The organism is Bradyrhizobium sp. dw_78, assembly GCF_018449525.1.
Classification (GTDB): domain Bacteria; phylum Pseudomonadota; class Alphaproteobacteria; order Rhizobiales; family Xanthobacteraceae; genus Bradyrhizobium.
Map to the genome: position 1 here is coordinate 597563 of NZ_JAAVUS010000001.1, position 21671 is coordinate 619233.

Annotated in this window: 17 protein-coding genes; 9 read left to right on the plus strand and 8 right to left on the minus strand. The window is 57.8% G+C overall.

The window, feature by feature from the left end:
* Window position 1: 1 nt before the first annotated feature.
* The 7 genes from HB630_RS02700 to HB630_RS02730 all read left to right on the plus strand — a co-directional run bounded on the left by HB630_RS02700 (window position 2) and on the right by HB630_RS02730 (window position 8006).
* Window positions 2-769 (plus strand): hypothetical protein, encoded by a 768-nt coding sequence (locus HB630_RS02700; RefSeq protein ID WP_213769884.1) that lies wholly within the window; start codon window positions 2-4, stop codon window positions 767-769.
* A 305-nt stretch (window positions 770-1074) separates the two neighbouring features.
* On the plus strand, window positions 1075-1767 hold the full coding sequence (locus HB630_RS02705) for an FkbM family methyltransferase (RefSeq protein WP_213769886.1): 693 nt from the start codon (window positions 1075-1077) through the stop codon (window positions 1765-1767).
* Window positions 1764-2885 (plus strand): glycosyltransferase family 4 protein, encoded by a 1122-nt coding sequence (locus tag HB630_RS02710; RefSeq protein ID WP_213769887.1) that lies wholly within the window; start codon window positions 1764-1766, stop codon window positions 2883-2885. Before HB630_RS02705 ends, HB630_RS02710 begins: the two co-directional genes overlap by 4 nt.
* Window positions 2886-2913: 28 nt before the next feature.
* Window positions 2914-4002, plus strand: coding sequence for a glycosyltransferase family 4 protein (locus HB630_RS02715; RefSeq protein ID WP_213769888.1), 1089 nt, complete (start codon window positions 2914-2916; stop codon window positions 4000-4002).
* 276 nt (window positions 4003-4278) lie between these two features.
* Complete coding sequence (locus HB630_RS02720) at window positions 4279-5559, plus strand: right-handed parallel beta-helix repeat-containing protein (protein ID WP_213769889.1); 1281 nt, start codon at window positions 4279-4281, stop codon at window positions 5557-5559.
* Window positions 5505-6938, plus strand: a complete 1434-nt coding sequence (locus tag HB630_RS02725) for a hypothetical protein (protein WP_213769890.1) — start codon at window positions 5505-5507, stop codon at window positions 6936-6938. The genes HB630_RS02720 and HB630_RS02725 overlap by 55 nt, the downstream gene beginning before the upstream one ends.
* A 204-nt stretch (window positions 6939-7142) precedes the next feature.
* The gene (locus tag HB630_RS02730) at window positions 7143-8006 is read left to right on the plus strand and encodes a DUF3405 domain-containing protein (RefSeq protein WP_213769891.1); all 864 of its coding nucleotides are present in this window, start codon (window positions 7143-7145) and stop codon (window positions 8004-8006) included.
* A 179-nt stretch (window positions 8007-8185) separates the two neighbouring features.
* On the opposite strand, the gene HB630_RS02735 is transcribed toward HB630_RS02730, so the two are convergent.
* Window positions 8186-9052, minus strand: a complete 867-nt coding sequence (locus tag HB630_RS02735; protein ID WP_213769892.1) for a glycosyltransferase family 8 protein — start codon at window positions 9050-9052, stop codon at window positions 8186-8188.
* A gap of 221 nt (window positions 9053-9273) precedes the next feature.
* Window positions 9274-10164: a glycosyltransferase family 8 protein gene (locus HB630_RS02740; protein WP_213769893.1), complete on the minus strand. Its 891-nt coding sequence runs from the start codon at window positions 10162-10164 to the stop codon at window positions 9274-9276.
* A 297-nt stretch (window positions 10165-10461) separates the two neighbouring features.
* On the opposite strand from HB630_RS02740, the gene HB630_RS02745 reads away from it, so the two are divergent.
* Window positions 10462-12123, plus strand: coding sequence for a GMC family oxidoreductase (locus tag HB630_RS02745; RefSeq protein WP_213769894.1), 1662 nt, complete (start codon window positions 10462-10464; stop codon window positions 12121-12123).
* Window positions 12124-12229: 106 nt separating this feature from the next.
* Here HB630_RS02745 and HB630_RS02750 read toward each other — a convergent pair whose 3' ends face one another.
* Genes HB630_RS02750 through HB630_RS02765 form a run of 4 tightly spaced genes read right to left on the minus strand, consistent with a single transcriptional unit; the run spans window position 12230 to window position 16612 of the window.
* Window positions 12230-13399 (minus strand): NAD-dependent epimerase/dehydratase family protein, encoded by a 1170-nt coding sequence (locus HB630_RS02750; RefSeq protein WP_213769895.1) that lies wholly within the window; start codon window positions 13397-13399, stop codon window positions 12230-12232.
* Window positions 13400-13403: 4 nt separating this feature from the next.
* Complete coding sequence (locus HB630_RS02755; RefSeq protein WP_213769896.1) at window positions 13404-14435, minus strand: Gfo/Idh/MocA family oxidoreductase; 1032 nt, start codon at window positions 14433-14435, stop codon at window positions 13404-13406.
* A 48-nt stretch (window positions 14436-14483) separates the two neighbouring features.
* A complete protein-coding gene (locus HB630_RS02760; protein ID WP_213769897.1) occupies window positions 14484-15776 on the minus strand; it encodes an ABC transporter ATP-binding protein in 1293 nt (430 codons plus the stop codon).
* A 14-nt stretch (window positions 15777-15790) separates the two neighbouring features.
* Window positions 15791-16612, minus strand: a complete 822-nt coding sequence (locus HB630_RS02765; RefSeq protein ID WP_213769898.1) for an ABC transporter permease — start codon at window positions 16610-16612, stop codon at window positions 15791-15793.
* A 566-nt stretch (window positions 16613-17178) separates the two neighbouring features.
* On the opposite strand from HB630_RS02765, the gene HB630_RS02770 reads away from it, so the two are divergent.
* Entirely contained in the window at window positions 17179-18159 is a 981-nt protein-coding gene (locus HB630_RS02770) for a UDP-glucuronic acid decarboxylase family protein (protein ID WP_213769900.1), read from the plus strand.
* A gap of 108 nt (window positions 18160-18267) precedes the next feature.
* On the opposite strand, the gene HB630_RS02775 is transcribed toward HB630_RS02770, so the two are convergent.
* Window positions 18268-19551: a WcaI family glycosyltransferase gene (locus HB630_RS02775; protein WP_213769902.1), complete on the minus strand. Its 1284-nt coding sequence runs from the start codon at window positions 19549-19551 to the stop codon at window positions 18268-18270.
* Window positions 19552-20007: 456 nt separating this feature from the next.
* Window positions 20008-21405 (minus strand): undecaprenyl-phosphate glucose phosphotransferase, encoded by a 1398-nt coding sequence (locus tag HB630_RS02780; protein ID WP_249780607.1) that lies wholly within the window; start codon window positions 21403-21405, stop codon window positions 20008-20010.
* Between the last annotated feature and the right edge of the window lie 266 nt (window positions 21406-21671).

A 21671-nucleotide genomic window follows, 5' to 3' on the forward strand; every position in this document is an offset into this window, starting at 1 on the left:
AATGGCGGACCTTCCCGGGCGATGGCGGCTTGGACTTACGCGTATCCTCACCGCTGCATTCGGCATTTGTTCGATAGCATGGGCGGCCTCTTCAATTCCGGTCTATCGCGCCGAGGCGGCCTTGACGGCGCCCGCGCAGCGTATTCTGGCGGGAGACAAGTTTAGTCCCGAGCAGCTGGATGCGCTGACGCAACAGATCGATTCGACGCCCGCCGGCTCGCTTCGGCCGTCATCCTTGGTCAACGTCGCCACGATCCGCCTGCGGCTCGCGGAGATAGGATTGCAGTCCGGAAACGCCCAGCTTTCAAGCCAAGGCTTCGACAAGCTTGAGACGGCGCTGGGTGCCGCGCTCGACGGAAGCCCGACGAATCCGTTTCTCTGGTTGACGGATTACTGGCTTCGAAGCGCCCGCGCCGGCAATCCGGGCGTCGGCCTGAAGTCGCTCGGCATGTCCTATGCGCTGGGACCGAACGAGGGATGGATCGCGGTCAGACGAAGTCCCCTTGCGCTGAGGGCCTTCCCGTCATTGCCGGACGGGCTTGCGGACCAGGTCGTTGTGGAATTTGCCGGGATGGTGCGTTCCGGCTTTTATTCGGAAGCGGCGGATATTCTTGTGGGCGCTGGATGGCCGGTTCACGAAAAGCTGCTGGCCGGACTTGTCCAGGTCGATGAAGGCAATCGGCGCCGTTTTGCGAAGGTGCTGGAGTGGAAGGATCTGGACGGCATCGCGGTTCCTGGCGTCGAGACTCGGCCTTCCAGGCCATTTTGATCGTTCCCTATGCGGGATTTACCGCAAGGTGCGGCAGCATCGCTTCGTGAGTGGGCACCGATTTTCCGAAAGATCATGCCCTAAACGGCAGGAAGTTAACCCTTTAGCCGGTGAAGATCATGAGCCGGTAGAGATCATGGCGTCCGTCACGTATAGTTTTTAGCACAAGGCCTGTGCTGTCTGTGATTGCAGGCCAGGGTGCTCCGTCACCGGCTCCGCGAAGGAAAATAGCAATCAACCGCATTCTGAAATATTGGACGGCTGCATCAAAGCCCGCCTTCTGGCCGGCGCTTGCGCGTGGGGTGATGCCTGCGGTCGAGCATATCGGTGCGCTGAGATCGCTTGATCCGCGTACCGTCGTCGACGTCGGCGCAAACAAGGGGCAATTTTCGCTGGTCGCGCAATACCTGTTTCCGAACGCGCAGATCCACGCTTTCGAACCGCTGGAAGGCGAGCGCCGGATTTACCAATCGGTGATCTCCGGACCGGTGCAGGTTCACTCCGTCGCGCTTGGCGCGAACAAGGGCAATGCGGACTTCTTTGTTGCTTCCAGAGCGGATTCGTCCTCTCTTCTCGCGCCCGGGAAAGGGCAGCAGTCCGCTTACGGGGTCGGCCTGTCGTCGACCACGACGGTGTGCGTCGATCGGCTTGAGAATGTCATCGGTGCGCGGGACCTCATCGCCCCCGTGCTTCTGAAACTGGACGTTCAGGGCGCCGAACTTCAGGTCTTGCAGGGCGCCGAGAAGCTTCTGCCGCAGGTCGATGCGGTCTATTGCGAGGTGTCTTTTGTCGAGCTCTACGAACGGCAGCCGATGGCGAGCTCGATCGTGTCGTTTCTCGATTCACATGGCTTCGTGCTCAGCGGCGTTTTCAATCTTTCCGTGACCAAGCAGTTCGGTCCCACGCAGGCGGACTTCCTGTTCTCACGGGCGCGAGGGGAGAGCGCCAAAACTCTTCCGGAATCCCTTCCAGAGTTTCTTCCAGAGACCGTCAAATGAATGCGCGTCCGCTGGTCTTCATGTGGGAAAACTTCGGACCCATGCATATCGATCGCTGCGTGGCGGTTGCAAAGCGCTTCGGAGCGACAAGGAAAGTCATTGGCCTCGAGCTCGGCGGTCGGAGCGATACCTATGACTGGGAGCAGACAAGCGTGCCGGGTTTCGTCAAGCATACGCTTTTCCCCGGTAGCACCGTGGCCGACGTTTCCGGCGTGAAGCTGTTCTGGGCGCTGCTGCGGGCGAGTATCGCGATCGGACCCGCCGATTTCTTTTTCTGCCGTTACGAGAAGCTCGGCACGTTTGTCACCTCGGTCGTGCTCCGGCTGCTGGGCCGAAGCGTCTTCACGATGAACGATTCAAAGTTCGACGACAAGCCGCGCGGTGTGTGGAGGGAACTGCTTAAATCCCTCTACTTCCTGCCCTATGGCGGCGCCCTGGTCGCCGGACGCAGGGCGGGCGCATATCTTGAATTTCTTGGTTTCCCGAGCAGGAAGATCGCCTTCGGCTATGATGCGATTTCGGTGGAGCGGATCAGGGAACAGGCCGGTCCGCGCGCCGCTCCGGAACCGGACGACTTTCCATCCAGGCATTTCTCCGTCGTCGCGCGCATGGTGCCGAAAAAAAATCTGTTCGCCGTGCTGGAGGCCTTCACGCATTATACCCGCCTGACATCGGCGCCGCGGGCGCTGCATTTCTGCGGCACCGGTCCGCTCGAGCCGGACCTCAAGCGTCGCGTGGAAGAGCTTGGGCTGGCCGATCTGGTCGTTTTCCACGGATCGGTCGATTCATCCACGGTCAGCCGGATCTTGAGCCGGACGCTGGCGCTGCTTCTGCTCAGCACCGAGGAGCAGTTTGGCCTCGTCATTCCGGAAGCCCTTTGCATGGGCGTTCCCGTGATCGCCTCGAACAATTGCGGCGCCTGCGACGAATTGGTGCGATCCGGCGTCAACGGCTTTGTGGTCGAGCCGGATAATCCACGCGGAACCGCCTATTTCATGAACCTCCTTGGCTCCGACCTCCGCCTGTGGAACGAGATGGCGGTGGCGGCAGCGGGGCAGGCTAGCCTTGCGGACGCAGCCAGATTCGCCGAGGCGTGTGAAACCTTGACCGCGCGCTGACCAGCCCGATAGCCGAAAGAACCAAACCTTGCGCAACATCGTCGCAATCCTCGCCCTCCCGCCCCCGACACACGGGCAGGCTGTGGTGAACCAGGCGATGGTCGACGCGCTTGCGGCGGCGGGAGCGTCGCTCAGGGTGGTCAACACGTCGCCAGGAGCCCTGCGGAAGGGCCTGAGCTATCATGCCCGGCGGATGAGCCTTCACCTGCTGAAGGCAGTACCGGCCCTGCTGGGCGCCAGGGGCGGGCTGGTCTACAGCGTCGTCGAGCCGGGGGCCGGAATGGCCTATAATTTCCTGATCCTTCTGCTTGCGAGGCTAAGGGGGCTCAGGATTGTGCTGCATCACCATTCGGCTCTGTACACCAGAACCTTCGATCCCCGGTTCGATTGGCTTTCCCGGATCGCCGGCAGGGACGCGCTGCACGTCGCGCTGGATGAGTTCATGGCGAGGGACCTGAAGGCGAACTATCCTTCTCTCGCCCATATCACGGTTGCCCTCAACGCCTCCTATGTCGATGATCCCGCGCGCGAGGAGCGCAGCGAGCGCCCGTTGACCTGCGGCTTCATGAGCAATCTGAGCCGCGAAAAGGGACTTGATACTTTCCTCGACTGTCTGCGGTCCGCCCGGAAGGCGGGTCTTGATCTGCGGGCGATACTGGCTGGTCCTGCCGCATCCCGCGAAGCGGAAAAAATGGTCGCAGACGCACAAGCCGAATTTGGCGACGGCTTGACCGTGCTGGGCCCGGTGTCCGGTACGAGCAAGCAGGAGTTCTTCAGGTCGATCGATGTCTTTCTGTTTCCCAGCCGCTATCGGGTCGAGGGACAGCCGCTCGTGATCCTCGAAGCCATGAGTTATGGCGTGCCGGTCGTCGCGTCCCGGCAGGGTTATTGCGCCGAGCTGGTCGGAGACGCGGGCGCGTCGGCGCCGATCAGCGAGTTCGAGACCGTGGCTTCTGAGTTCCTGATCCGCTGCTATAACGACACCAAATATCGGCAGGCGATCGGAGCCGCAGCGCGCGCGAGATTTGAGATGCTGAAACGGGAGGCCGATATCCAAAAGAGCGATCTGGTCAGTGAGATCTGTTCATCCGGCGAGCATCAGCTCGCCAATGCCTGACCGCAAGCGATCGGTGTTGCAATGATCTGCCGGATATCCATGGCAACGACTTCCGCTCCCGGGCCCGTGAGGCTCCTGCGCGTGGCGGGGAAGATGACCCGGATTTCGATATGGTCCGCTGCCGTCTCTGCCGGCGTTCTTGGCGTCGTTTCGGCCATTACAGCGGCGCGGGCGGATGCTCCGACGTCATCGTTCCATGTTTCGCTATCGGGAGACGACACTAATCCGGGGTCGGAGGCTGCCCCTTTCAAAACGCTTGAGCGCGCCCGCGACGCCATGCGCGCAAGCAACATCAAGACCACCAGCGTCGGTCCCGGAACCTACAAGCGCACATTCGCACTTGTTCTCACTAGGTCGGACGATGGGGAGACCTGGCTGGGTAACCGCACCGCCGAGATCGACGGCGGCGGCAAGGCGACCGATATTTTCCTGGTCATGGGCGGCTCCGGCATCACCATCGACGGGTTCCGGCTGAAAAACATTCTCTATCGGGGCGTAGGAATTCACGGCGGTGCGGCGTTTTCCGACGACCCTGTTTTCAACGTCGCGACGGATCCTGCGGTCGGCAATATCGTGCAGAACACCGAGGTATCCGATATCTCCGCGCCATCGGGGGCGGCGGGAGACTATTCATATTGGAACAGCGGCGGCGTGGTCGCCGAAGGGGTCGTTCCCAACACGATGATCGCCCGCAATTATTTCCACGACACCAACAGCATGGGTGCGCGTATCGGGGCGGAGCGGCCCGGTGACGATATTTCCGGATCGAGCCTTGACGGCAATGTCGTGGTAAACTCGATGCAGGTCGTCAGCGATGGCGGAGCGATCTATGTGCAGGACGAGATCCTGAATTCGGTCAACATCTCCATTACGCATAATTACATCTACAATTTCCAGGGCCCCTCCAACAATCAGGGGCGCGGCATCTATCTGGATCAATCGGCTTCGAATGTGACGGTGACGGACAACATCATACGTGCCGGACCGTGGGGAGCCGAGGGTGCTGCCGCGGTCATCCTGAGCGGCGGCAGCAACAACACGGTGAAGAACAACATCATCGATCTCGGCTGTAATGCCCGGACCATTACCGCGGTTTTCCTGATGCTTCCGCGCGGCGGCGCCAACACGCCAATGGCCGGCAATAGTTTTGAGCGTAACCTCGTGCTTTCGAATTTTTCCGGTGCGCAAAATACCTTCTTCTTTAACCAGGAGGGGTATTCCTATTATTGTGGCGGCAAGATTCCGCCGCCGAAGGTCGCGCACAATATCTATTTCAATGCCGCCGGCGGGGAGGAGGGCGACAATGGCAATTGCCTGAGCGATGCCGCGCCCGTTCATGTCAATCCGCGGGTTTCGGCCGTTCAATATCAAATCGCAGATGGAAGCAGCTTGCTGAATGCGCCGGTCAATTTTCGCCCGATACATGCCGGATGGGGACCCGACAGCGTTCTGCCCGAGGCAGTTCCGGGCGCCTGCCAGGCGGGCGCGGCCGGCGACAGGCCGTGGTCGCCGCGCGTGCTGCGGCGCTGGGTGCGGAGGCTGACGCCGTGGCGATAAAATACACGACGATCGCGCTGCTGAGCGCGTTGGCGGGCATCCTAGCCTATTTCGCTTCGAGCTCCTATGGCGACTACAATGCGCTGCCGAGAGTTATGCTCGCCGTTTCCTTCGCAATATTCTTCGCGATTTTCCTGATCAGCATCCTGCTCGGGGAATTGAGCATCCTGCTCTTCATCTTTGCGCTGTATCACCTTTTCTTTTTCCTGTTGCCGGGCATGATCCACATGGCCCGGAATATCTTCCCGTTCTACGAGGTGTCGTTCGAATACAGCACGACATTGCCGGTTTCCGGCCTGGTCCTGCTTTATTCAGTTTCCACATTCCTCGGGATCTGCATCGGCCTGTCGAAACGACAAGCTGCTGCTGCGCCCGACCAAATTCCCGCGCGCAAGATCCGCAACAAGGACTTGTTCCTCGGAGCGATGTTGCTGCTGGCGATATCGATCCCGTGCATCGCCGTCTCGGGTATCCATGTCTCGCGACTGGCGGATTCTTCCTATGATGACAGCCCTCTCGGGCTCATTCTTTCGTCGTTGCCAAGCTCAGCCATGTTCCTATGCGCGATCTCGACATTCTACCTGATGCGGCGCAATTCGTTTCCCAGCATCTTCCTGTTCGCGATCACCGCAACGATTGCCCTGCTGGTCAACTTCCCGCTGTCGCTAACCAGATTTGTCATGTTCCAGCGCATCATCGCCCTGACATATATGATCGTCGATCTTTCACGTGTCAGGCTGAAGGTCTGCCTTGCCGTTGTTGCCGTCGTCTCGATCTTCACGGTCTTTCCCACGATCGATTACTTCGCCCGGGGCGATACCAGCGCAAGTCTCGATATCAATCCGCTGAAATACATCGCGGAAAGCGGCGACCTCGACGGGCTTCAATCGACGTTGAATGTCTACGAGATGGTTCAGTCGAAAGGTCTTTCCTGGGGTTGGCAATTTCTGGGAGCGTTGCTCTCCTATGTTCCGCGAGATATCTGGCCGCAGAAGGCCTATCCGACCGGTGTGTCGGCAGCCGAGTTTGCCGGCTACTCTTTCACTAACCTGTCCGCGCCGCTGATATCCGAGATCTATGTTGATTTCGGCGCCGTCGGACTGGCGCTCATCCCGGTTTTGGTCGGATGGTTTATCATCTCGCTCGATCGCCGTGCCGCGTCGATGGGCCGAGAGCAGGGCCATATCCTCGAGAAGTTTTTCTATGGTGGCTTGATAGGCTATGAGACCATCATCCTGAGAGGTTCGCTGATCGCGATTATCTCGCATATCTACCTGTATGGCGGCCTGATCGGGATGCTTTCGTTCGTCTGCCGGCCGCGTCGCCGCCGGATCGAGCCATTGCCGCAGCGATCCATCAAGGAACATGCGCTGACCTGATGCGCGCTGCTGCGGTAATTGCGCGCCGCTATCGGGCAAGGCGATCGTCGTGATCCAATTATCCCGCGTTTGATATTAAGGCTGCCGGGAATTCGCATTGGATATTTTCGGCAGGGAAAGCTAGCTTGGGCGTGGTTAATCTATCGGGCCTGCTGCGTTGGCTGAATTGCGAAAAATCCCTTATTATCAGGTGAAAATCATCAGGTGAAAGAAACGGTGCCGAAACAAGCCATTTTGTACTTAAGCCACGTCGCCAATAAAACGCTATGGCGCGCTTACAGGCGTCTGGAGAGAGAATGCAGCGGCTTGGCCGATGTCTATTTCGTTTCGAATCTGAATAGCGAAAACATTCCACCAGAGTTGAAGGACACATTTACTATAACGCCGGCCAAGCGCGCCGCGCTCGGCCATCCCAGTCGCGCAGGCGATACCGGCTGGTGGATGGACACGGCGCCGAGCTACACGCAGATCATTCGATCCGGAATTGATCAGGCTATTCTGGCCTTCCGTAAGAGCAAGCCTGAATATGATTATTATTGGATCGTGGAAAATGACGTGGAGTTTTCCGGCCGCTGGTCTGATCTGTTCCGTGCATTTTCCGATAACGCGTCTGACCTTCTTTGTACCAGCATGCATGGACCGGAAACAAATCCGACGTGGGATTGGTGGAAGAGCCTTGTATGGGTGGATGACACCAAACCTGAACTGGTTCGATGCATGTTTCCGTTCGCGAGGTTCTCCGATCGAGCGATGGATGCGATCATTGCAGCCGGGCAGAATGGCGTCGACGGCTACTATGAAGTGATGTGGCCGACAGTCTTGCACAACCGCGGCCTGGTCATCGAAGACATTGGCGGCGATGGGCCGTTCGTGCGGCCCGGCAATGTGAACCGTTGGTACACCAGCACGCTTAGCAGTCAAAATTTGTCGCCGGGCACCTTTGTCGCTCGTCCTATCCGTTTTGGCCGGGGATGGAAACGGAATACGCTTTGGCATCCCGTGAAGCGACCCTTTATGAGCTATGTCCTAAGCCGGCTGAAAGCGCGAATGCTACAAAGACGTACTTAAAACGATGTCCTGCTAAGGCTTAGCTTCAGGTTCGCGGATTGAGCCGTCATCAATCCACCGCCGCCATGTTCAAAGACGCGAAATGGCTAGGCGATGTCTCATAACGGCCTGCTATCCGATGGGCTCTTACCTGAAGTCTGGATTATTTGGATCTATCCGATCTTTTGGAGCAGAACTGTTCAAAGGAACCGGGTCCGTAACCATGCTCGGAGGCCGCCCGGCAATGCCGTTCGGGCGAAGCTGCGAATGGTGCGACTAATTCTCGGCGGCACGCTACGCGGCACATATTGCCGCCAAGGCGTTTTACGACGGTACTTGTGGTACTCGCTCTTGAGGAGGTGTGTGCCGAATGAATGCCAAGGCTTGTCGTCGGTAAGGAAATGCACGATTGCCGGTTCCGACTCAGTTCCCGGTTTCGGAGTTGCCGAATTCAATTGCCAGTTCCAAAAGGTTGGTAGCTCGATCCATCTACCAATCAACGTCGCATTCAGGGCATCTTGGTCCCAAAAGTGAACCTTGTCGGGATTGCTCTTGATAAAATCGATTGCGTGATCGACGATCTGGTTTTCTTTCCAAAACTGTAGATTGATCAACAGAACGCCCGAATTGAAATATTTGGTTCCTTCAGGAAAGCCGAGCAGCTTACGTGCATTGTCCTCAAGGTTAGGCACCGCCGCCAGTGCGTATCCGGTAATATCGGTATTCCAAAGATTGTCCAATGAGTGCCTAACGATAATGTCGGAGTCCAAGTAGAGGATCTTGTCGAGTTCAGCTGGTAAAAAGTGCGGAGCTAAAAGCCGGAAATAAACAGCGGCGGAAGCCCATTTATCGAAGTGCAGCCCCTCAAAGTCTGTCAAATCCATTTCGTAGAATGTGATCTTGGCTCCATATTTTGAAACGAAAGCTTCAAGCTTGGCGAGCTCTTGTTTGGCGACGGAATTATAAAAAAGATGGATTCCCGAGACACTATTGTGCTCAAGCAAGGAGCAGAGCATCGTTCCTGCATGAGGAAAATATAGCTCGTCGCAGGCGCATAGAATCTCCACCTAAAAGCCTCCCCTCAGTTCAATGATTTGCAATCTGAAATCCCGTAACTCCGTCTCTAATCTGGGGTCGCTTATTAAATCAGAAGCGTCCTGATTGAGGAGCGATCGCGTCGAGACAAGCAGTATTAAGGGTAACAGAAATCGGCGGTGATGTGAATTTTGCGGTTTCGGATTGCGCGCCAATCGACGCGGAAAATCTCCGTCGGCTGGCGCGGCCTGCGTCAGGCAGGAGCATTAAAGAAGCGGGACCTTAGCCAACGTCGCAAACTGCCCGGCAGGGCGACGGCGAGAAATCTTCGCAGCGAATAGCTAAAGCGCTGCGGGAAGGGCGGCTGGTTTTCCTCCCTGTATGGCCAGGGCGTCTTATGCCGGTATTTGAGATAAGCGTGCCTGAACGGGTGCCGGTTAGACCATTGCCAGGGTTTGAGATGGCCGGCGAAATGCACGATAGCCGGGCCCGCTTTCGCTTCTTCTCCGGGCGGATGCCACCAATCTCGCCAATTCCAGGATATCGGCAGTTCGAACCATTGACCAAGCAATGTCGCATTGAGCGCATCCTGATCCCAGAACTGAATCTTTCCAGGATTTTCCTTGATGAAGGTGATCGCGTGTTCAACGACGTTATGTTCTCTCCAGAATCGCAGATTGATCAACAGAACGCCGGAATTGAAATATTTGGATCCCTCAGGCAGCCCGAGCGCTTTTCGGAAGTCATCCTCGTCTTCGTTGTGCGGCGCGGCAGCGAGCGCGTAATTGGTAATGTCGATATTCCAAAGCTCGGCCAATGAGCGCCTGACGATAATGTCAGTATCCAGATAGAGAATCTTGTCGAGATCAACCGGCAGAAAGCGTGGAGCCAGAAGCCGGAAGTAAACCGCCGCCGAAGCCCATTTGTCGATGTGCAAGCCGTCGAAATCCTCCAACGCCATTTCGTAGAATGTGATCTTGCTTCCATATCCCGCTACGAAAGATTCCAGCTTCGCCAGCTCTTGCCCGGCGACCGCGCTATAAAAGAGATGAATTCTGGAAACCTTGTTGTGCTCAAGCAGCGAACAGAGCATCGCCGCCGCGTGAGGCAGATAACGTTCATCACAGGTACACAGCACTTCCACCTAAAAGCCTCCCTTCACTTCAATGAATTGCAATCTGAAATCCTGTAAATCCATCGCACATTATTAAATCAGAAAAGCCCTGATTGCGGAGCGAACGCGTCGAGGCAGACAGTATTAAGGGTAACGGAAATCGATGGTAGCATCATGCCATCTTTATGTTTATCATGATTAAGGCATCCTCGTGGTGCGGGAATGCGTTGCTTGTTCCGAGCATGCAAATGGGTTATCTGCCGATCATCATTTTTCAAATTCTTCTTATTGTGTCGGACCTGCTGGATTCGGTGATCGGGATAAATAATGCCGTCTGAAGCTGCGCTTCCTGCAGTTTTGCAAGCCACAACGCTGGATGCGGTGCGCGCGGCGGACCCGTACGACGCGATTGTCGTTGGTGCCGGCGCAACCGGAGGTTTGGCGGCGGCGTTGCTTGCCGAAAGCGGCCTGCGGGTGTTGGTGCTCGACGCGGGCGTGCCACGCAGCCGGATACGCGCGCCGTTGCGCAAGGTAATCGGGCGCGTGGCCGGCAGGCTTTCGGCACCCGATAGATTGAGGTTTTTGCCTCCGGCCTTGGTTCCGAAGGCGCGAGCGACGGCGAAACTGCTCGGACGGTGGCGCCAGCCGATTCAGTCGCTTTGCATGAGTTGGGAAGTCTCGCCCAATGCGTTCGTCGATGATCGGGAATGTCCATATGAGACGCCGCCAGATCATCCCTTCACCTGGATACGGGTGCGGGGACTGGGTGGCCGCGTCGGGATCCCGGGGCATGGCCGCCAGTATTATCGTCTGGGTTCCGACGATTTCAATCCGAGCGATGGATTGAGTCCGGCCTGGCCGCTGCATCCGAACGAACTGGATCCGTGGTACGCATCGGTCGAGCAGCGGCTGGACCTGTCCGGCATGCGCAACGGCCTTCCCTGGCTGCCCGATAGCGAGATCACCAACAATCTCAGCCTCACGCCGGCGGAGGCTGCACTCCGGGATAAAATAGCCGCCCGCTGGCCCGGTGCGCGTGCGATAGCCGGCCGCTCCGCCCCCCCGCTGGAGAGCCTGGAGGCGGCCGCGCGTACCGGCCGTCTGAGTTGCCGCCAAGGCGCCGTCGTTCGGGAAATAAACGTGGACGGATCGGGACGTGTCTGTGGAGTTTCCTGGATCGATCATCGAACACGATCTGAACAGCGATCGGCCGCGCCGCTGGTGTTCCTTTGCGCATCGGCGTTGGAATCGACCCGCATCCTGATGCTCTCGCGTTCATCGCGAAATCAGCAGGGGCTCGGTGCAAGCTCAGGCGCTTTGGGGCGTTACCTGATGGATCACGTGCTTGTCAGCGCGGAAGGAATCGGTGGGCAGTCCGCGCACGAGCCGCGATCCAACCGGTGCCTCTTTATTCCCCGCTTCGACGCGCGTGGATCGGTATCGCCGCATCCCGGACGCGGCTTCGGCGTGCAGGTGTACGAGTTCGCCGGCGCCGGAGGACGATCGCATTTTGCGGCCTTTTCGTTTGGAGAAATGATTCCGCGGAAGGAAAATCGGGTCACGCTAGATCGCGACCGGACCGATGCGTGGGGCATTCCGATATTACGGATCGATTGCGCCTATAGTGATCTGGAATTGGCCGGCGCGCGGGATCAAACGCAGGCGCTGCGCGAACTCGCCGGACTTGCAAACGTGGAACTGACAAAAATAGACGAGACGCCGGTGCCGCCGGGCGGCGCCTACCACGAATGCGGCTCCGCGCGGATGGGAACAGATCCGGATAACTCTGTGGTCGATTCCAACAACGAATGCTGGGATGCGCGTGGCCTTTACGTGACGGACGGTGCATGCTTTCCGTCCCAGGGCTACCAGAATCCCACATTGACGATGCTTGCGCTCACTGCCCGCGCCTGCCGTCATGCGTTGAATGGCCGCCAATTGCTTCCGGAACCTGAAACGGCCGAGCGCAAAAGCTTCGTGAACTCGTAATCTGCTTGAACTTGTCAGAGCGCGCGGCGCCGTCACACATCCGGGCAACGGATGGTTGGCGGCCTCGGTTACGGCCATCCGTTGGCAGACAGTAAAATCCTGGCGATTAGATAGGGAGCAAATTGGCCCACCGGGCCCATTCGGCCGTGCGCGCCATTCCATGATCGAGATCGAAGGCGGGATTATATCCGAGTTTCGCGCGCGCCTTGTCAATTCGCGCATGATACTCCGCAGTATAGATCACGCGCCAGGACTCGGCCGGAATGAAGGGAAGCGAGCTAGTCTCTGACGCATTAAAGGAAGCGTCCCAGAATGCGTCATATCTCCGCTTGATGGCGGCCTTGGCCGGATCCGGCAGAAGCCGTCGGCCGCCTGCCAGCAACCATCGCTGCGGCGGCAAGTTGAGCAAACGCTGCCGAAGTGCCGGACGTTTGGCTAATTCACCGTGAAGTCGCCCAGGCAAAGATGAGCGCGCTCGTTGACGACGCACCGCAATCTCCATCTGGTCGTCGTCAAGTTCAATGACAGCTTCTTTACCGAGCATCTTTTCATAGGCCCCATAGAACTGGCGCCAAGTCGTTGGTGACGGGCCGGAGATGATGAACGCCTCGCCGATGGCCGTTTCCCGCTCGGCCGCAAGCAGCGCGGCGGAAACGACATCGTCAACATAGACCGCGTTGCAAACGCCTCCCGCAGGCAAGACAACGCGGGTCGAACGCAATTCCTCGATCGGCCGGATCGTGAAGAAATATCCATAGGGGCCATACACGATGGTCGGCTGGAGGATCGACACAGCCAGGCCACGGGTCCGATGGAGGTCGAGCAGGGCCCGCTCGATGTCCTGCTTGATATTTCCGTAAGGTTTGCCCCGAATCGGCCGTTTTGGTGTCTCTTCGGTGAGGTCGCCCCCGCGCTGATCGCCATATGCCTCTATGCTGCTGAGCTGGACAAACCGACGCCCTTTGCCTTCTAGAAACGCCTCGGCGAGCGCACAGGTGCCGTCGAAATTCATCCGTCGCTCGTCTTTAGGAGAACCGCCAAACCGGTACGCTGCGTGGAATATAACCGTGCAGCCGGCCGCTGCACGGGCCAGCGATTCATGGTCGCCGAGATCGGCCTTGACCAGCTCGACCGGAAACCGGGCCACCTGTGCGCAATGCCGAAAATCCGATGTCGCGACGCGGATGCGCAGGCCGCGACCGGCCAGTGCTTCGACAAGGCGCGCCCCGATAAATCCGGCGCCGCCCGTAACGAGAATCAGATCGTTGCGGTCCATCGATTCAAGCGTTCCCTGTTGCTTCCTGATATGCCCAGGTAGATTGCAGCGGTCTACGGCGACGGTAACAGATATCGATCAACCCGATCGTGGATCTGGCCGATGGGGCATCGGCCTCGACTTTGCGGCCATTTCTGATCGCGGCAACGAAGTCTTCGACGAGCGCGCGTGTCAATCCGAGATCGTCCTGGTCCTGGCCCGGCTCTCTCAAATCGCCGACCAGACCGCCAAGCGCATAGGGCTGATTGGCGAATGTGAGCCTGGAATTATTTGCATCAAGGCCAATTTCGACCGAACCGCGCCCGCAACGGATAATTGCGGTATTACGGAGCTGCCGGGTGCGGCTTAGCTCGACGACGCCGGAAACGCCGTTTCGTAGGCGAAGATTAAGGAGGCAATTCGCTTCCACGCCTCCCGCGGCATCGTCGAAATACTCGACGTCGGAAAAGTCGCCGAGCCAATGCAGCAGGCCATCCAGAACGTGGACGCCCATGTCAATGAGCACGCCACCGCCGGCGATTTCCTTGCGAAAAGATAAATCTGAGCCGATGGGCCCGCTATCAATGTAGCCATTCCGGAAATCGAAGCTTTCGATCCGTCCCCAGGTTCCGCTTTCGATCAAGAAACGCGCGAAACGATGGGCCCGGAGAAACCGTCGAATCTGCGCCACCGCCAGCAAGGTATTCGTCTGTTCCGAGGCGCGGATCATGTCGTCGAATTCAGTCACGGAAAACGCGATCGGAGGCTCAACCAGTGCCGCTTTGCGCTGCGTCAGCAATTTGATGCAGGCGGGCTGGCGCAACGCCGGCGGCAATGCAACGATTGCAGCATCGAAAAGATCGTAGCACTGATCGATAGTGTCATGGGTGTGTGCGACGTCAAATCGTGACGCGAGCCCCCCGCGCCGGTCAGCATCGCCGTCAACGAGGAGTGTGATGCGCGCGCCGGGCAAATGCCGCATTGCCGGCAGATATAACTGCTCGGCTATCGCGCCGCAGCCCAGGATCGCCAGCCGGGTGTCACCCGTGTCGCTCATGCGGTGTGCTCAATGTTGATGGTCCGACGTGCCTGCGTTGGCGCCCGATCAATCCAGAATTGAAACCGTTGCGGATGGAACGAGCGCGCCACCGAGCACTTGCGCATTTATCTTTACGGCCTCGGCACTCGAAACGACCTCGAAAAATATCGCTTCATTGATGTAATCTTCGATGCCATCCTTACCCACGAGGGAAATGCCGATAAAATAATGTCCCGGAAGGAGGCTCAATTCTGGAAATCCTATTCTGAACGTATTTATTCCTGGGCGCAGCGGAAGTTTCACACCGCTGCAGGTATTGGACCAGGTTGCGACTTCGAATCCGCGCAGCGAGTAGATTTCAACGAAGACTTCGATTTCGTTTACGGAGGATTCCGCATCCACCGCGAGGTCTAGAGAAAGCCGTTGCCCAAACGGAAGCGACCAACTGCTCTCGCTGTTCGATGGAGATGCCTGAACGAGGCGAACTCGGCGGCCTCCCGCGATATAGTCGGGACGGGGCTTGCTCGACAGATCGACCAGCCGCGCGGAAGCCGATTGACTGCTGAGATAGTGCGACACCACGGGCTCGACGTCACCTTCGAGCTTAACGCGTCCGGACTCAAAGAATACCGCGCGCGTGCAGAGCTTTAGTACGGCATCCATATTGTGGCTGACGAATAATACGGTCCTTCCCTGGTTTCGGGAGACCTCGTTCATTTTACCGAGGCACTTCTTCTGGAATTCAGCATCGCCAACCGCAAGGACCTCGTCGACGATGAGGATCTCCGGTTCAAGGTGTGCGGCCACGGCGAACGCGAGCCGGACGTACATTCCGGACGAATAATGTTTCACCGGGGTATCGAGAAATTTCTCGACCTCGGCGAAAGCGACGATTTCATCGAACTTCCTGCGGATTTCGCGCCGCGACATGCCGAGCACCGCGCCGTTAAGGAAGATGTTCTCTTGTCCGGTGAGTTCGGGATGGAAGCCTGTGCCGACCTCGAGCAGGCTGGAGACACGCCCTCTCAATATCACCCGTCCCTTGGACGGTTCGGTAATGCGGCTCAGAATCTTGAGCAGCGTGCTTTTGCCGGCGCCGTTGCGGCCGATGATGCCGAGAACCTCGCCTTGCTTGACGGAGAAATTCACGTCGCTGAGCGCGGCGAATTCCTCGATTTCGTCACCTTGCACGATCTGCTGTCCGCGGGCGACGGCAGCGGCCTTGCGCGCAAAGTTGCGGATTTCCTGCCCGATGACGTCGCGCAGCGCCTTGTAACGGAAGTTCTTCTTGGACGTGTGCCGATGTCCGATCAGATAGCTTTTGGACAGGTTTTCGACGGTGACCGCGTCTTCGGACATGATTGTTTGTCTTCTCAAATCAGATCAGCAAAGCTTTTTTCCGACTTTCGAAATTGACGAATTCCGAACCACAGGAAAAAAGCCGTCACGGCGATGCCGGCGACCTGGCCCGGCAAATACAGCTCGCTTTGTCCACGAAGGACACACCATCGAAATCCATCGATCACGCCGACAATGGGGTTCAGCGAATAGAGCAGCCGCCATTGCCCCGGCAACACGCTGGAGCTGAAGCCGACCGGCGAAACATAGAGTCCGAACTGAACGATGAACGGGATAATGTAGCGGAAGTCCCGGTATTTGACGTTGAGGGACGTGATCCAGAGCGCCGGGCCAACAGTGGTGAGGAATACCAGCAGGGCAAAGAGCGGCAGGAAAAGGATCCGCCAGTCAGGCATGAAGCTGTACCAACCCATCAGCACGAATAAAATACAGAAGCTGATGAGGAAATCGACGAACGCCACGACGATGGTGGCGATCGGAACGATCAGGCGCGGAAAATAGACCTTGCTGATCAGGCCTTCGTTGTTGACCAAGCTGTTGGAGGCCTCGCTCAGGCCCGAGGAAAAAAAGCTCCAGGGCAGTATTCCGGCGAACACCATCAGCGCATAAGGCGCGTTGCCTTCGGTTGGCAGCTTGGCAATGCGCCCGAAAATAATGGTAAACACCAGCATGGTGAGCAGGGGCCGGATCAACGCCCACAGCACGCCGATCACTGTCTGCCTGTAACGGACAGCCAGGTCGCGCCACGCGAGAACCCGGAACAGTTCGCGGTATCGCCAGAGGTCGAGCCAATAATGGCGTTCGGCTCTGCCGGCCTCAATAACGATTACGTCCATTGACGACACCGGCGCTTCGGGGTGTTCATGATATCGGTTGCTCTACTGGCCCAGGTCTGGTTCGGGTATCTGGTTCTAGCTCGAGATGATCGTGTCCAACTGCGTTGCTCTCGCAGCCTTCCGATCATTTCATCTGGTTTCAGGATCGGTGTGCGTGTGCGACTTATGCCGTATCCGTTGACACGCGACAGCCGCCCGCGAGTACCATCTTATTGGATAATATAATACTAAGTATAGTCGCGGGCTGTCGCAGTGTCGAGCGCACACGACCAACAATACTGTCCCTAGCTTTAATCAATAATGTTAACAGTATATCGGAACCCAGATTGCATCTTTGCGCCGGCATAGCTAATAGTTGGTCTGTCTATTTGATCTCTTGGTGACTTGATCTCTGGGTGACCGAGAGCGATAGAGGCGCAGCTTTTTATCGGCACGTCAATCAATGGAAACAGGTTGAAATCAGCCACTGCTTGCCTCTGGCGCCGATTATATTCTTCGGACGGTCCTCGTCATTTTTGAACCAAATGTCTTTGCGGCAGCCTCACGGATAAAGCGAGAAGCAACAGATGTATCCCGAACGACGCAGTATCCTGGTCACCGGCGGCGCCGGGTTCCTCGGCTCTCATCTTTGCGAAAAGCTGCTTGCCCAGGGCGCCAACGTCATTTGCGCGGATAATTTCTTTACCGGCAGCCGCCGGAATATCGAGCATTTGCTCGATCACAAGCGCTTTGAACTGCTGCGGCATGACGTCACGTTTCCGCTCTATGTGGAGGTTGACCAGATCTACAACCTCGCCTGTCCGGCTTCACCCGTTCACTACCAGAACGATCCGGTACAGACGACCAAGACCTGCGTGCATGGCGCCATCAACATGCTGGGGCTGGCCAAGCGGGTGAAGGCGAAAATTTTGCAGGCGTCGACTTCCGAAGTCTATGGTGATCCGAATGTTCATCCGCAGGTCGAGGATTATTGGGGGCACGTAAACCCGGTCGGGCCGCGTTCCTGCTACGATGAAGGAAAGCGCTGCGCCGAAACGCTGTTTTTCGACTATTGGCGGCAGCACAAGCTGCGCATCAAGGTGGCCCGGATTTTCAATACCTACGGACCGCGCATGCACCCGAACGACGGGCGCGTGGTGTCGAATTTCGTCGTTCAGGCCTTGCTTGGCCGGGACATTACCGTTTACGGCGACGGTTCCCAGACACGCTCATTCTGCTATGTGGACGACCTGATTGACGGGCTGATGAGTCTGATGGCGACCGAAGACTCGGTGACCGGGCCGATCAACATCGGCAACCCCGGCGAATTTTCGATGCTTCAGCTCGCTTCAATGGTCATCGACATGACGGGCTCGCGCTCTCGCATCGTGCATCTGCCGCTGCCGGAGAACGATCCGCGTCAGCGCAAGCCGGATATCTCGCGCGCGCAGGAATTTCTCTCCTGGCAACCGACCACGCCGCTCAAGGAAGGGCTGGTACGGACGATCGCCTATTTCGAGCAGTTGTTGACGCAGGACGGCGTCAAAGATCAGGCCGGCGTTCAGTAATTACCGCCCGTTTGCTGCGAACGGCTCACCGAGGAGCCTTGTCGGTTCTGATTGAAGCAGAACCGGACGTCGTCGGGAATAGGGTGAGGTGGACGTCGCGCGGCTTCGCTACTCAATTCTTATGGCGCGCGGCTGCGACGAGAGCGGGAGATGCGCCGCGGTCTTTCTAAGTTCGACGGACCTCACCAGCGTCTGTTCGAGCGAGGCCAGGATCGTAGTCTTGTCCCATCGCGCGAGCGCGATAGACCGGGCTCCCTTGCCGAGCGAACAGCAGAGCCCGTGATCGGAAGCCAGAAGGCGCACCGCATCCGCGAGGGCGGCCGTGTCTCCCGGCGCAACAACGAGGCCGGCGCCGGCCACTTCATTGGCCAGTCCCGTGTCCGGTCTGCTCATGGCGATCACCGGCCGGCCGGTGGCGAAGATGCCGCCGAGTTTTGACGGCAGCACGAGGTCGGCAGCCTCGGCCTTCTGCGGAATCAAATGAAAATCGGCGGTTCGGAGCAGATCGGTGAAGCGGTCGTCCGGCTGCAATCCCAGGAACTGAACATTGGTCAGATCGGCCGCCATATCCTGCAACGTGGCCTTATGCGGGCCCTCGCCACTCAAGACAAATCGAACGGTCGGATCGCTCAGTTCCAACTGCCTGGCGGCCTGGATGATCAGATCGAGACCCTGCTTGTTGGACATCGTGCCCGAATAGAGCCCGACGAAATGATCTTCAAGATGAAGTTCTTTCCGAAAACTCGTGGATCCCTCGCCGGGTGAAATCTGATCGATGTCGGTCCAGTTGCGGAATTCGCGTATCCTTTCCGGAGCCACTCCCTTGTGGGCCAGCCGGTCCAGCATCTGCGGCGAGATCGTCGAGACGCAGTCGAATGATCGGAGAATGGCGCTTTCGATGGCGACCATCCTGTTGCGCAGACGCCGGTTGCTGAGAATGCCGAGATCGAATGCGGCATCCACTTCGAAGTCCTGCACATGCAGCCATGAAAATGCGCCGGTCCGGCGCGCGATCCACGCGGCGAGCGCCGCCGACATCAATGACGGCGCGACGGAAAAAATCACATCCGGGCGCCAGCGAAGCGACTCGGAGATGATTGGCCAGGCGCTGGTCAGCGCAAACGAAACGTGATGGACGAGGCGCCTGGTCCCGGTGGGGTTTTGGGGGACATAGATCGGGGCACGTTCGACGGATACGTTGTTGATCGTTTCCGATCGATAGAACCAGCTTCGATGGGCCTGTGGAATGTTCCATTCAGGATAGTACGGAGGAGCGGTGACGACGCGGACCTCATGACCGGCGGCGGCGAGGGATTCACAAAGTTCGGTATTATATTTGGCTACGCCGATCAGGTCGGGGGCGTAGTTGATGCCAACCAGCAGAATCCGCATTAATTAAAAGCTCCAACCATCAATCAAAAAAGGCCGGCAGTTTATCGGCCAACGCCGTGTCGGGCGGCGGCACAAAGGCAGCCAGTCTGTAAATTTTGTTGGGCAGGATTTGAAAAACGACGTTCTACGCTCGATGCGGCGGACGGCAGTCTCTCGATGGAATAGCGGTTTCGCGAAAAGAGCGCTACCCGGCCGGTAATGTCAGTAATTAACCCGATACGCTGGGCCACATCATTTCCCTCAAAAAGGACGCTGGCGAAGCCCCCGCTCACCTGTCCTTTACCGTAACATTCCGCCCCCGCGGCGTGACACAATTCCTACGATAGCGTTAACATTACGATCGTCCGTTTGATTGTTATTTCTGTCCCCGTCAACCCGGCTGCGCCGACGGCTGGAGGCAGGGCAGGCATGTTCCGCGGGCAATACGTCCTGGCAGGCAATAATATAGGGCTTTATTCAGTAAGCCGCTGTCTGGCGCAGCGTCGTGACGATTGTCTGCAAAACAATCTTTAAATCGAGCCAGGGGCTCCAATTATTAATGTACCAGAGATCATGCTCAACCCGGCGTTCCATTTGTTCGATGTGCGACGTCTCGCCGCGCAGCCCGTTAACCTGCGCCCATCCCGTCAGACCCGGCTTGACGTGATGCCGGAAAGCGTAATTCGCGATCAGCTTTTCGTATTCGGAATTATGCGAGGCCGCATGCGGGCGCGGGCCGACGAGCGACATGTCGTCGAGAATGACGTTGAACAATTGCGGCAGTTCGTCGATGCTGGACCGGCGAAGCCAGCGGCCAAGGCGGGTGATGCGCGGATCGTTTCGCTTCGCCTGCTGGACCACAGGGCCGTCTTCTAGGACGTGCATGGTCCTGAATTTGAAGATGTTGAAGGCATGGCCGTTAAAGCCGTTGCGCTTCTGCAGGAACAGGACCGGGCCACGCGAATCCAGCTTGATCAGAAGCGCCGTGACCAGCATCAACGGCAGCAATGTGATAAGCGCGGCCGTCGCCAAGGTCAGATCGAAGACTCTCTTGGCCGCAAGCTCGAGACGCGTCATCGGCGGCCGCTGGAGTTCGGTGGTCCATGTGCTTCCGACATTGGATATCGGATGGCTCAGGAAGCGCGCCGCGCTTTCATCGGGAATCAGATGAACCGAGATCGGAAGCACCGCCAGCGTGTTCAGGATTCCGTCGATGGTGCGGCGGTGCTGCCAGCCGAGCAAAAGATAGATGTCTTCGATCCGCTCGCTTTTCGCGGCCTGAATGACATCGGCAAGCTTCGATCGCAGCGAGCCGCTGATACCCGGTGCGGAAATCTCTTCCTGCGTGACTTCGCAGGTCTTGACGGGATGATAGCCGTAACGCCGCAGTTCGCCGAACGGACGGGACGACGCATTCAGGCCCCGCTCCGAGATGATGATGATCTTTTTCCGTGCGAACGATCCGTTGGCCAGCGCGTGGGAAATGCTGTTTGCGACCAGAAAGCGCCAGGACAACAGCGCCGCCAGCCCGCCGGAGAAGAACAATGTCGCCGCGCCGCGGGAAAACTCGTCGCTGATCTTCAGCGTGAAAGCCACCACGGTCAGCGTGCCGTACACGCCGCACCAGATGATGATCGTATCCCTGGCCTGTCTGGCCAGTAACGTCAGATTCTTCAGGCGGTAATTCCGCCGGGAGGCCATGATCGCGGTGAAATTCGCGGCGACGATGATTCCGATCGAAAAGAAAGCCTTTTCGTTGATGATGTCGCCCGTCGTGATCCAATGATAGCCGACGCTACAGGCGAGGCTCGCCAAGACGATCAGGACGTAATCGGTGACCAGAACGGCATGCTCGACGAATTGGGGGCGGAGCAACCTGTTCCAGGTTCTCCGCGGGTGCTCGCCGGAGCCGGGGGGGATCTCCAACGACACCACTTTTGCCTCTGCCGGAGGCGAGCGTCGCGATAGACCCGGTACTTGATTCATAAGCTAAACCCCGATCACGGGTCGGAATATTAATTGGCTAATATTTCGTAAAACCGCTTATTGATAAATTATCATATATTCTCAACTGGTTGTCATCTTTAACGTTACTAAATGATAGGAATATAAAGGTGTTATCATACCAAAAAGGCTTCCAT

What these genes read in the sequence shown, in the direction of transcription:
- HB630_RS02770 (WP_213769900.1), top strand. Translation starts at nt 17,179, where the DNA reads ATGTATCCCGAACGACGCAGTATCCTGGTCACCGGCGGCGCCGGGTTC.
- HB630_RS02760 (WP_213769897.1), bottom strand. Translation starts at nt 15,776, where the DNA reads ATGTCCGAAGACGCGGTCACCGTCGAAAACCTGTCCAAAAGCTATCTG.
- HB630_RS02755 (WP_213769896.1), bottom strand. Translation starts at nt 14,435, where the DNA reads ATGAGCGACACGGGTGACACCCGGCTGGCGATCCTGGGCTGCGGCGCG.
- HB630_RS02745 (WP_213769894.1), top strand. Translation starts at nt 10,462, where the DNA reads ATGCCGTCTGAAGCTGCGCTTCCTGCAGTTTTGCAAGCCACAACGCTG.
- HB630_RS02750 (WP_213769895.1), bottom strand. Translation starts at nt 13,399, where the DNA reads ATGGACCGCAACGATCTGATTCTCGTTACGGGCGGCGCCGGATTTATC.
- HB630_RS02775 (WP_213769902.1), bottom strand. Translation starts at nt 19,551, where the DNA reads ATGCGGATTCTGCTGGTTGGCATCAACTACGCCCCCGACCTGATCGGC.
- HB630_RS02720 (WP_213769889.1), top strand. Translation starts at nt 4,279, where the DNA reads ATGCGCGCAAGCAACATCAAGACCACCAGCGTCGGTCCCGGAACCTAC.
- HB630_RS02710 (WP_213769887.1), top strand. Translation starts at nt 1,764, where the DNA reads ATGAATGCGCGTCCGCTGGTCTTCATGTGGGAAAACTTCGGACCCATG.
- HB630_RS02765 (WP_213769898.1), bottom strand. Translation starts at nt 16,612, where the DNA reads ATGGACGTAATCGTTATTGAGGCCGGCAGAGCCGAACGCCATTATTGG.
- HB630_RS02700 (WP_213769884.1), top strand. Translation starts at nt 2, where the DNA reads ATGGCGGACCTTCCCGGGCGATGGCGGCTTGGACTTACGCGTATCCTC.
- HB630_RS02705 (WP_213769886.1), top strand. Translation starts at nt 1,075, where the DNA reads ATGCCTGCGGTCGAGCATATCGGTGCGCTGAGATCGCTTGATCCGCGT.